We start from the raw sequence: 12,366 nt of genomic DNA on the forward strand, positions 1-12,366 counted from the left end.
ATACTTTTTGTTCTGAATCTTCAGAACCTTTGCTTGCCGTTTATTAATAAAAGCAACTTATAAAAATATTTTATTTATGAAAAAGAATAGGTTATGAAAACACTGAGACAATTCTATTACCTCGCCAGACCTTTCTGGGGCATCCGCTCAGCACTGTTGGCCTGGCTGTTGCTGCTGGTGGTTTTGGCGCTCAGCCTTTCTTCTGTTTGGTTTAATGTGCAGCTTAACCAATGGAATGGCAGTTTTTACAACGCGTTACAGCAACTCAACAGCCAGGCGCTGTACCAGTTATTGCAACATTTTATCCTGTTGGTCAGCGCGTTAATTTTGGTGGTGGTTTTTGCCGATTACCTCAAGCAGCGATTAATTATGCGCTGGCGTATCGGCATGACCGAACATATTCTGGCGCGCTGGCTGTCGCATAAAGGCCAGCATTATGCGTTAAAAATTAATGCCATGGTGCCGGATAACCCCGACCAGCGTATTGCCGAAGATGTCCGGCTACTGATTGAGTCCAGCTTGCGGTTGCTCATTACTTTCCTGCATTCGCTGCTCACCCTGATTTCGTTCGCCGCCATTTTGTGGCAACTCTCCGGCAGCATTAGCTTCTCACTGGCGCAGCACAGTTTCACTCTGCCCGGTTATATGTTCTGGGTGTGTATTGTTTACACTTTGATTGGTATTGGCCTGACCCATTGGATTGGGTATCCGCTGCGCCAGTTGAATATGGATCGCCAGCGGCGTGAGGCTGATTACCGCAGCGGATTGATTGCCCGGCGCGAAGCCAGTGACGCCATTGCCGGGCAGCGCGGTGAGCATCATGAGCGCGGGGCATTATTGCAACGTTTCCGCGCAGTGGCCGATAACTGGTATCAGCTTATCCGCTATGAAAAAAACCTCTCATTCTTCACCGTGGGCTATCAACAACTCAGTGCGCTGGCCCCGATTTTCTTTGCGCTGCCGAAATTTTTGGCCGGTGAATTATTGCTCGGTGGACTGATGCAAATTCGCCAATCCTTTGCCCAAGTTGCCGGGGCGCTGGGCTGGTTTATTTTCTCTTATCGCGAGATTGCCGCCTGGCAGGCCACGGTCACCCGTCTGTATAACTTTGTCGTGCTGCTGGATGCCGAGCCAACTAGCCCGGTTGAAAGCGCACCGGACGACGACTTGCCACTGCGAGCCGCGTTGGATCTCTATACCGCTGATGGCGCGATGCTACTGAGCAACATCACCCTCAATGCCACGGTGGGCAGCTTGACGCTGATCCAAGGGCGGTCGGGGATCGGCAAATCCACTTTATTGCGCACCTTGAGCGGCCACTGGCCCCATTATCAGGGCCGCGTTCAGCGCAGTGACAGTGTGAGCTGGCTGCCTCAGCGCCTTTATCTGCCCCACGAGCGGCTGGACGATTTACTGGCTTATCCGGCACAGCGCGGTGATTTTAGCGAAGCACAATTCCAGCAGGTTTTGGTGCAAGTTGGGCTACCGCAACTGAATTATCAGTTAGCACTGTCAACTGATTGGCAGCAGCGTTTATCGGGTGGTGAACAGCAGCGGCTGATGTTTGCTCGCCTATTACTGAACAAACCGCGCTTGATTTTACTGGATGAAACCACTGCCGCGCTGGATGCCGCCAGTGCTCGCCACTTATTACAGTTGCTCAGACAGCAATTACCACAGAGTGCAGTGTTGCTGGTCAGCCACCAAACATTCCTGGCTGAGATTGCTGACCATCAATATCACCTCGATGATTTATCCGATGCTATTCAAGGAGTTGCTACGCCATGCTTAACCGACTAGTGCGAACATTACTCGTTTGCTTGTTTTTGGGGAGTGTTTTGCCGGTTTCTGCCGAGGAGCAAAAACTGCCGGTGCGCGCTGACCTCCAGCATTTTACGCTGGACAATGGCATGCAGATTTACCTGCTGCCGCGTGATCAGCCCGGTGTAGAACTTCGCCTGCTGGTGAACAGCGGGTCAGTACAAGAGAGTGAGCAACAGCGCGGGCTGGCGCATTTTGTCGAGCATATGGCATTCAAAGGCACCCGTAATTTTCCCGGCACCAGCAGCTTTAAATCGCTGGAGAAACAGGGGATTACACTGGGCAGCCATGTTAACGCGGTGACCAGTCTGAATGCCACCACCTACAAATTGTCACTGCCGAATGCCGATGCTAAACAGCTGACTTTGGGGCTGCGAATTTTATCAGATTGGGCGCAGGGCATCAGTTTTGAGCCCGCCGCCTTTGATAAAGAGCGGCAAGTGATTGTGGAAGAATGGCGTTTGCGTCAAGGTGTGGGGTTCCGCATCAATCAAGCTTTGGAGCGCTTACGTTATCACGGCAGCCGCTATGCAGAGCGCGATCCTATTGGGTTGCTGGATGTGGTGCGGCAGGCTCCAGTCAGTGAGGCAGTTAATTATTATCAGCAATGGTATCAACCACAGCGCATGGCATTGGTGGTGGTCGGTAAGTTTAATGTCGGTGATTTACGCCAGCAGATCAACGGGTTATTTACTATGCCCGCCCCTCAGCATCCGTCGCAGGATGAGGCTAACTGGACAAAATTTGCCCCGCAACCTGGGTTAATGCTCAGCACGGTATTTGATGCTGAACAAGGGACGCGCATTATTCAACTGGCGCTACAGCGCGACCTGGCGGCACCTTTAGACAGTGCGAATGGGCAATGGCGCGACTTGCTTGATACCTTGTGGCTGACCATTTTTAATCAGCGGCTATCATTGTTGGTGGACAATGGCCTGTTATCGGTGGCGAGTATCAATCAACAAGGTGCCCTGCTGGACAACCGCCGGATTCAACATTTGATGATTGCCCGCCCGGAAGGCAGTGACTATAACGGGACACTGCGCCAGTTATTTACCGAGTTACAACGGATGGCTACTGCGCCGGTCAGTGACGCGGAACTGAATGCGGCTCGTCTGCAAATCCTCACTAAATTGAGCCAACAGGCCGCGGGTGAAAGCCGCTATCAGCATGATTATCTGGCTGATAATCTCACCACCGCCATTGAATTTGATCTGCCGATGCTGAATAAACAGCAGCAATTTTCAATGACTAAAACCTGGCTTGAGGCCATCGGCCCTGAGCATGTTCAAGCGCAAGTGGCTGAATTGCTACAGGAAGGCTCTGCTCGACTGGCACTGATTGGCCCGGACAGTGATAAATCTCTGGTGGATAACCCGCAATTGGCGGCAATGTGGAACAGTATCCGCCAAAGCACGCCGGGGCCATTTACCCTGAAACCGAAGCCGGTCACCATGACCGTTACCCCACCGACTGCCGGCAAGATTGTGCAGCGCCAGACTTTACCTCTCCCTGATACCCAACTCTGGACACTGAGCAATGGTGTTCGGGTGATTGTTAAAGCCAATAACCGCCTAAAAGATGATGTGCAACTCTCGCTGCGTATTCCCGGAGGGCGCTCATTGGAAGATGATAATAGGGTCGGTGAAGTTAATTGGGCGATGCGGTTGCCACAAGTTAGCGGTTACGGCCAATACAACCCACGACAGTTGGCCCAACTAGGTAAACAAACCGAAGTGGCCATCGCCCCTTATGACGAAATGCTGTTCCACGGTTTGCGCGGCTCGGCTCCGGCAGACAAACTCGAGCCATTGCTGCAATTGTTGTATTTGAAAATCACCGCGCCGCAGTTTTCGGCGGAGAAATTGGCGCAACAAAAACAGTCATTTGCGCTGGGATTGGAAAAACAGCCGGTGGAGCGCCGCTTCCTCGACAGCATTACGCAAGCCGGTTATCAACATGGTGAAAGATTGTTAGTGACGGCCACTGGGCCGTGGCGTAAGTTCACTGTGGCGGGTCTTGAACAGCGCCACCGCCAGCTTTTTTCTGCTACACAAGATATGACGGTGACCCTCAGTGGAGCGCTGGACGAAAAGCGCTTACAACCGCTGGTGGAAACATGGCTGGGCGGTTTACCGCGTAGCGAACAGCGTTTGCACTGGCGCGATTTGGCGATAAAACCACTGAATCAGGCGATGAGCCAGGATTACCCGCTAGCCAGTAGCCCGAAAACCATGGTCAGTATGCAGTTCTCGGCGGATGCCAATTGGTCGCAGCCGAATCAGCTGGCGCTGCAATTATTAGATAAAATCGTCACATTGCGGTTGCGTTATGACATGCGCGAGCAAGCCAGTGGTATCTATACTTTGGGCTTCTCGCAGCTGTTGGCAAAACTGCCACAGCCTTATTATCTGGCGCGGCTTAACTTTACCTCAGCCCCAGAACGTGCGCAGGAAATGGCGCAAATGGCGCAAAAGGTTTTACAGCAAATAGCGGCTGAGGGCGTCACGAAATCAGAGTTGGATAAGGCGAAAAAAGCCTGGTGGATTGAACAAGATAGCAGCCGTAACAGTGCCAGTTATTGGACTGATGCGCTGGCGCAGGTGGCTAGCGATGATGGCAATTTTGCTTTGTTGGCTCAAGAAGAGCAGCAGGTGAAAGCAGTCACTCTTGAGCAGGTCAATGCTTTAGCTGCTCAATGGTTAGGGCGCAATCCGAAAGTATTTAGTCTCAGCCCGGCGAAATAAGTCATGAAGGGCCATAAGTTTTATCGTATTGATATTGCTTATGGCCCACTCTCTATTAATTATCCGGTTAATTCGCTATAGGCATGCTTTTGGTCGGCACGGCTACCGCCAGTGATACCCCAGCGGCCCGCAGCCGTTTTAATATGCTGAATAACAACTCACTTTTGGTGTTACTGACCATGCGTGGGCTGGGGACTAAACCGGTGACACTGAGCACAATGCCATCCGGGCTTAACTGGCTAAATTTCACTGATGGGGCCGGAGTATCGAGTATGGCTTCGTGTTCTTCATACGCTTCTATCAACAGCGCTTGCGCCAGTTCAACATCTAAATCCAGCGGGAATGTCATGGCAATGGTCACCACCCCTTGCGCATTAGCCATAGTGGCATTACGGACATTCTGCGATATTAATTGAGAGTTGGGCACGATAACCGTCGAGCGGTCACTGAGTTGGATTTCTGTGGCGCGAACATTGATGCGGCGAATATCCCCCTCAACCCCACTAATACTGATTAAATCCCCCACTTTGACTGGCCGTTCGGTGAGCAGAATAATGCCGGAAATAAAGTTCTTCACAATCTCCTGCAAGCCAAAACCAATACCCACAGATAATGCACTGACGATCCAGGCTAATTTATTCCACTGAATACCGAGCACCGATAAGGTCAGCAGTATTACCAGCACATAACCAATATTACTGAACAGGGTGATTGCCGAGGTTTTTATCCCGGAATCCATTTGGGTTTTCGGCAGGAAATCATGACTTAGCCAACGCCGTGCTGCTTTGAGCACATATAATCCAACCAGCAGACAAATAACCGCATTAAGCAAATTGGTTGGCACAATATTGAGTTTTTCCAGCCCCTCGCCACCCAAGAGTTCCATGGCCTTTTGCAGCAATGAAACCGGGGTTGTCGAGCCAAAAGTGCCATTTAATAGCGCGATAATAGCCAGTAATATCAGAGTCACTTTGCTGGTCGCTGATAATAATGTTGCCGCTTGCGCCAAATGGCGATCGTCAATATTGAGCGACTGTTTAATTGCTTTGCCGGCACTGCTGGTGGGGGAAAAGAGACTTTCTGCTAAATCGACACAAAGATGGGTCAGTAAATATAAACAGGCCAGTACCAGGCAAACCCATACCAGTTTGTAACTTAAAAATTTCGCCAGCGCGATATATCCCACTAACAATGACAATAATATGGCTACTGCAGTAATGCCGATGGCCAGGTGAATTAATCCGGCCAGAGTGGAATAAGCTTCAGGTTTTTCGCCATTGACTATCAACTGGCGGCGTATTCGGTTGGCGCGTAATGGGATAATCGCGGCAGTCAGCGCCATCAACAGGGCCGAGATGCCATTGCCAAAAATGGTCCCTGATACGCTGATATTGATCATATTATTCATCTGATCAATAGCACCAAAAATCATGATGCAACTGGCTAATAGCGGAGGAAATAGCTTGAGAGACGCGGCGACTTCATCGGCAATGGCGGGTAGCCGCCATGAGGGGCGCTGATTGGATAAAAATGCGCGGCCAAGACCTGCGACCAACGCGGAGAAAAACATCAGCTGAACAAACGCCAGTGCAAAATTCATTACCAGCGGTGAGACATCCGGCGTGCGGGTGAATACCTGGGTGATGCATTGCGCTATCGTGACGGTAATCAGCACCGTGTAAAAAGTGGTGGCTGAGGCCATAAAACTGCGGCGTAGTGGGCCTTGAGGCAAGCATTTGGCACAAAACCAGGCAGTCAGTTTGTCGAGGAGCTTAAAGCCAAATGCGCCGATCAATAGGGTCAACAACAGGTACATTGCCGTACCCGTGCGCCATTCCGGCTCCCAAGCGGCATGCCAGGCATCCGCCAGTTCTTGCACAAAACCTTGCAACCGCTGGTCATCGTCGGCATTGGGATTGACGATGGGCGCCCAGAATTTCGCCCCTAAGATGCTGCCGGAATTTAAGGCAATTTGTGATTTCAGCGCCGTTCGCCGTAAAGCAATAATCTGTGCTGCCAGGTTCTCCGCATTAGCTTTGATGGCCTGAGCTTGATCATTCTGGCCCTCTAATTGGACTTTTCGGGTGTTTAGCGCGCGGCGTTGTTGAGCAACTATCGGGGTTTCAGCCAATGTTCCTGCGGCTGGTGGTGGGCCTAAAACATCCAACTGTGTTTGCAGCTGTTCCCGCTTGGGTTTCAAATCGGCCAGCAGAATGTCGACATCCTGAACCAGTGTCAATGCTGTTTCATTCAGCGTACTTAACTGATTGTCTGATGTACTGACTGATACACTCTGTTTGAGTTTATCTAACTGTTTTTGCAAGCTAATTAATTGAACCGATACCGCCGGTTTTACCGGTTCCTCACTGCCTTCCGTTGTTGTGTCTGATGTTGTCGCCGCAAAGGCCGGAGTTGAAATCGCGATAGTCGTTGAAATTGCGATAATAAATGACGCGCAAAAAAGTGTGAACAACAGACAGAGTAGGGGGTTATATCGATGTAAAACAAAGTACCCATTCTTTTTCATAAAACCGGTCAGCCCGAAAGTGAGTGCCACAATTAACCAACTCATGAGTGTAGATAAGCTTGCTTGACAGTCATTGTGGCACAGCTTGCGAGTAACGGAATAATCTTACTCCGAAATTACTCACCTAAACCAATTATTAAAGATAATAATTATCATTGTAATTAACACTCTCATTTAATAAATTGTGCGCTGCATTTATGGATTCACGATATGTAGCGCCGAGGCAAGGGGGTCGCCAGGTGAAAATAGCAATGGAAGCTGATAAATAACCATCTATTTTATCTGGGGAAGATAACTATGTTTTCGGCTTTTATAATAAAGCGCTCTGCTACTTTATGTTCATTGGCTATTTTTATTCCATTAGCCGTTATTGCTGACGATACGATAGAAGTGACGGCGAAAGCAGGCCACGAAGCCGATTTACCCACCTTGGGTTACACCGCAAAAACCACCAAGGGGGCAACTAAAACCGATCAGCCGTTAATTCTCACCGCACAAACGGTATCTGTGGTTACCCGCCAACAAATGGATGATCAAAATGTCGCCACGCTGAACCAGGCGCTGAATTATACCCCAGGTGTATTCACCGGTTTTTCCGGCGGCGCAACCCGCTATGACACCATTGCCTTGCGGGGTTTCCATGGCGGCGATGTAAACAATACCTTCCTCGATGGCCTGCGTTTACTCAGTGATGGCGGCAGTTTTAACGTGTTGCAGATTGACCCGTGGTTCCTTGAACGTGTTGATGTTATCAAAGGCCCTTCTTCTGCATTATATGGGCAGAGTATTCCCGGCGGCGTGGTGATGATGACCTCTAAGCGCCCGCAGTTTACCTCGGAAGGTCATTTCCGCCTGACGGGCGGTAATAACAATACGCAAGTCGCGGCATTTGATTATACCGATGCAATATCCGAGCATTGGGCGTTTCGCCTGACCGGGATCACCCGCAACAGTGACACCATGTATGACCATCAGCGCGAAGAGCGCTATGCGATCGCGCCGTCATTATTGTGGCAGCCAGATGAAAATACCTCATTGTTACTGCGCGCCAATTTGCAAAAAGACCCTTCCGGTGGCTATCACAGTGCGGTGCCGGCAGATGGCAGCATTTATGGGCAGAAACTCAGCCGTGGTTTCTTTGATGGTGAAAGCAACCACAACGTATTTAAGCGCTGGCAGCAAATCTATAGCACTGAATTTTCACACAAATTTGATAATGTTTGGTCTTTTCACCAAAACGCCAGCTATACCCATTCCAATTCTCAACTAGAGCAGGTTTATCAAGGGGGATGGAGTAAAGTTGACCCTAGCGTGATGAACCGCTATTACTCCGGTGAAGAGTCTTCACTCAATGCATTTGCGGTAGATAACCAACTGGCAGCGGATTTTGCCACTGCGGCAGTGGAACACAAGGTGATGCTGGGGCTGGATTTCCAGAAGTTCCGCAATAATCTGCGCAGTGACAGCGCTTATGCCACCACATTGAACCCTTACACCGGGGTTTCTGGCGGCAGTACCTTGTATCGCGATGACTTATTGACTACCCCCGGCATTAATTCATCCTATTTAAATCGCCGCTATGAGCAGAGTGGGGTTTATCTGCAAGATGAAATGACGTTGGATAACTGGCATTTGAACTTATCTGGCCGTTATGACCGGATGAAAACAGAAAATATTGATAAGACGGCCAACAGTACCGATGAGCGCACGGATAATCGCGCCAGTGGACGCGCTTCATTATTGTATGGTTTTGATAGTGGTATTTCGCCGTATGTTAGTTACAGCCAGGCGGTCACGCCAAGTTTATTCCCAGATGCACAGCAAAAACTGTTGAAACCGATGACCAGCGAGCAGTATGAAGTGGGGATTAAATATCAGCCGCCGGGCAGCTCTTCACTCTATTCCGCCGCTTTATATGATCTGACCCAAAATGATGTGGCAAACCGCGCAGTACCGGCCACTTATTATGTGCCAGCCGGTAAGGTGAATTCACAGGGGTTGGAGCTGGAAGCCAGAAGCCGGATTAATGATCGACTGAGTGTGATTGCGGGCTATACCTATAACCGTGTGAAATTCAAAGATGCAATTGATGGTAATGATGGCAATACGCCAGTATTAGCGCCGTCTAATATGGCATCACTGTGGGCGCAGTATGAAGCGGGTTATGGCATCAATGTGGGGGCGGGTATCCGTTACATTGGTAAGCAGTGGGCTGATGATGCCAATACCTTGCGCGTCCCTTCTTATACGCTGGGTGACGCCTCGGTTCGTGCGGATTTAGGGACATGGGCAACATCATTGAAAGGCGCGTTTGTTCAATTGAATGTGAATAATATTGCAGACAAAAAATACGTCGCCGCCTGTTATAACACTTCCTATTGCTACTGGGGCGCAGAGCGCTCAGTGCAAGCGACAGTGGGTTACGACTTCTAACTGGTTCAATATATTCATCATAAAGCCCGCAATTTCTGCGGGCTAATAATGACATTATATTTTCTCAGCGCCAAAACGGGCGGCTGTAATCTCGCTTGATATCCTCTCGGCTCAGGCCAATATCTTTTAATTGATCGGAATTCAATCTCGCCATGATATTGGCAGCTTTGCGCTGTTCATTCCATTGATGGATGTATCTGTATGCTTTCAGCCATAACCGAATAAAAATATTAGGGCGATTTTGGGTGGCTCGTGCAGTTGACGAGCAGCATTCATCTATTTGATCTTCAATTATATTATTCATTATCGACTCCCCGTCAGTAGGTGAGCCACTAGCATGAAACTTTGGCGCAAAACATTACAGATGCAAATAAGGACTATTATTTCCATACAGATATGCGATATATCAACTGAATGGTGTGATTTCGTGCCATCTGTACTGCTTCTAACTTATTCATCAGGTGAAACCCATGACTCGTTACCAACAACTGGCCGATATTCTGAGCCAACGGATTAAAGAAGGGCTTTATGTCGCCGGTGAGCGGCTCCCCTCGGTCAGAATCTTGAGTGACGAGCATGGGGTGAGTATCAGCACCGTACAACAGGCGTATCGGCAACTGGAAGAGTGTCTGCTGATTGAGGCGCGGGCGAAGTCGGGTTATTTCGTGCGTTGCAGTTCAAATCTCCCCTCCTTACCAGCAACATGCACTCATGCACAGCGGCCAGTCGAGATATCGCAGTGGGGAAATATGTTGGCGTTTCTAACCACTGGCGATCCAGAGAGCATTATCCATCTGGGGGCTGGCTCGCCAGATCTTTCTGGCCCTGGGCTTAAAATCCTCAGCCGCTTATTGAGCCGTGTTAGCCTCCATCAGAGTGAAGAAGTGCTGGATTACGATAATATTTATGGCACTCAGATTCTACGTGAGCAAATTGCACGTGTGATGCTGGACAGCGGCAATCATCAATCGGCTGAAAATATTATTATTACTTCCGGGTGCCACGGCGCGCTGGCGATTGCATTAGGTGCGGTTTGCCAGCCCGGTGACATTGTGGCAGTGGATTCCCCCAGTTTTCATGGTGCCATGCAAACCCTGAAAGGGATGGGCATGAAAGTGATTGAAATTCCAACAGATCCGGTGATCGGGATCAGTCTGGAGGCCCTGGAAATGGCGTTGGATCAATGGCCGATTAAGGCTATTCAGCTCACCCCGACTTGCAATAATCCACTGGGCTACAATATGCCCGATGAGCGCAAAAAAGCATTACTGACACTGGCCCAGCGCTATGACGTCGCGATTATTGAAGATGATGTGTATGGCGCACTCGCTTATCAATACCCACGGCCACCGACGATTGCTTCATTTGATGATGACGGGCGAGTATTGCTGTGCAGCTCCTTCTCAAAAACAGTGGCGCCGGGTTTGCGTATTGGCTGGATTGCTCCGGGCCGCTATTTAGATAAAGCGCTGCACATGAAATATATTTCGGCCGGGCGGGTGGCCACATTACCGCAGTTGGCAATGGCTGAATTTATCAAGCAAGGTCATTACATGCAGCATTTGCGCCGGATGCGCCGCCAATATCAACGTAATCGCGACATTATGACCAGTTGGGTGATGAAATATTTTCCGCCGAATACTTGTTTGAGCCGACCGCAAGGCAGCTTTATGTTGTGGGTTGAATTGCCGCATGGGTTTGATAGCTTGCGGCTTAATCGCTGTTTATTACCGCAAGGTGTGCAGGTTGCTGTCGGATTTATCAGTTCAGCCTCGGGGAAATACCGCAATTGCTTGCGGCTGAGTTACAGCAAACCGATGACGGTAGAAATTGAACGTGCAGTGCAAAAAGTCGGAAAGGCGATTTATGAATTATTGGCGGAAGATGAGCCTAAGGTAGCTGAAAAGCAAAACCAGCCTTAGGCTCATGACAAAGTCGCTGATAGCTCAGTGAGTGAAGGGTTTACCGCACCAGGGGGCACTTCGGCGACTTACGGCACTACGGCCTCAACGGCACAATTCCCTTTCATTTGACTTTGGCTTGAGATTACTGACGCAAATAGATCTGTGGCAGGGCGCTTTCCGGATGGCGTGAAATCCCCAAATCGGCTTGATACCAGCGGGTCAGTGTTTCGGCATTAAGCACTTCCTCTGGTGTGCCACAGGCAACAAGCTCGCCCTGGGCTAACAATAAAATACGATCGGCATACAGTGCTGCCAGATTCAAATCATGCAGCACACAGCACACCGCCAAAGGTTCTTGGTGAGTGAGTTGGCGCAATAGGCGCAGGGTATGTTGTTGATGATACAGATCTAATGCGGAGGTCGGTTCGTCGAGGAATAGCCAACGCGGGGCTGGCTCCGGTTGCCACAATTGCGCCAATACACGAGCGAGTTGTACCCGCTGTTGTTCGCCACCGGACAGTGCGCGGTAATCCCGCTGCGCCAGTGCCAGACAGTCTGTTTGTGCCATCACTTCTTGCAGCGCCTGGCGATTGTGTGCGGCGGCATAAGGTGCGCGGCCCATTTGAATGACTTCACTGACACTGAATGGAAAGGCCAAATCACTGTATTGGCGCATTACTGCTCGGGCGCGGGCCAATGCTTGGGGCTGCCAGCTATTGAGGTTTTTCCCCAGCAATTGGCACTGGCCCTCAGATGGCGCGAGGTAGCCGGTTAATAAGCGCAGAAGGGTAGATTTCCCTGCACCGTTTGGCCCGATAATCGCCACCATTTCGCCGCTGGCAATCTGTAGCGAAACATTATTAATCAGCTTTTTCCCCTGAACATGGTAGGAAAGCTGATTTGCTTCTAATAGCGCCGTATTAGGCACTAATGC

7 protein-coding genes are annotated in these 12,366 nt (G+C 50.0%); 4 read left to right on the forward strand and 3 right to left on the reverse strand.

Annotated elements, in window-relative coordinates:
• Positions 1–93 precede the first annotated feature (93 nt).
• Together FTA91_RS08780 and FTA91_RS08785 are read left to right on the forward strand one after the other, a co-directional pair.
• On the forward strand, positions 94–1,800 hold the full coding sequence (locus FTA91_RS08780; protein WP_145535573.1) for an ABC transporter ATP-binding protein/permease: 1,707 nt from the start codon (positions 94–96) through the stop codon (positions 1,798–1,800).
• Complete coding sequence (locus FTA91_RS08785; RefSeq protein ID WP_145535576.1) at positions 1,785–4,568, forward strand: M16 family metallopeptidase; 2,784 nt, start codon at positions 1,785–1,787, stop codon at positions 4,566–4,568. The genes FTA91_RS08780 and FTA91_RS08785 overlap by 16 nt, the downstream gene beginning before the upstream one ends.
• Positions 4,569–4,635: 67 nt before the next feature.
• On the opposite strand, the gene FTA91_RS08790 is transcribed toward FTA91_RS08785, so the two are convergent.
• The gene (locus FTA91_RS08790) at positions 4,636–7,125 is read right to left on the reverse strand and encodes a DUF3772 domain-containing protein (RefSeq protein WP_186377355.1); all 2,490 of its coding nucleotides are present in this window, start codon (positions 7,123–7,125) and stop codon (positions 4,636–4,638) included.
• A 267-nt stretch (positions 7,126–7,392) separates the two neighbouring features.
• Here FTA91_RS08790 and FTA91_RS08795 point away from each other — a divergent pair, with 267 nt between their 5' ends.
• Positions 7,393–9,528, forward strand: a complete 2,136-nt coding sequence (locus FTA91_RS08795; RefSeq protein WP_050114967.1) for a TonB-dependent siderophore receptor — start codon at positions 7,393–7,395, stop codon at positions 9,526–9,528.
• Positions 9,529–9,592: 64 nt separating this feature from the next.
• Here FTA91_RS08795 and FTA91_RS08800 read toward each other — a convergent pair whose 3' ends face one another.
• Positions 9,593–9,832 (reverse strand): DUF1127 domain-containing protein, encoded by a 240-nt coding sequence (locus tag FTA91_RS08800; protein WP_050114969.1) that lies wholly within the window; start codon positions 9,830–9,832, stop codon positions 9,593–9,595.
• 166 nt (positions 9,833–9,998) lie between these two features.
• Between FTA91_RS08800 and FTA91_RS08805 the strand changes: the two genes are divergently transcribed.
• Entirely contained in the window at positions 9,999–11,450 is a 1,452-nt protein-coding gene (locus FTA91_RS08805; protein WP_145534357.1) for an aminotransferase-like domain-containing protein, read from the forward strand.
• Positions 11,451–11,574: 124 nt separating this feature from the next.
• Here FTA91_RS08805 and FTA91_RS08810 read toward each other — a convergent pair whose 3' ends face one another.
• Entirely contained in the window at positions 11,575–12,360 is a 786-nt protein-coding gene (locus FTA91_RS08810) for a heme ABC transporter ATP-binding protein (RefSeq protein WP_408065634.1), read from the reverse strand.
• Between the last annotated feature and the right edge of the window lie 6 nt (positions 12,361–12,366).

Origin of the sequence: Yersinia thracica (assembly GCF_902170565.1) — a bacterium.
Lineage (GTDB): Bacteria > Pseudomonadota > Gammaproteobacteria > Enterobacterales > Enterobacteriaceae > Yersinia > Yersinia thracica.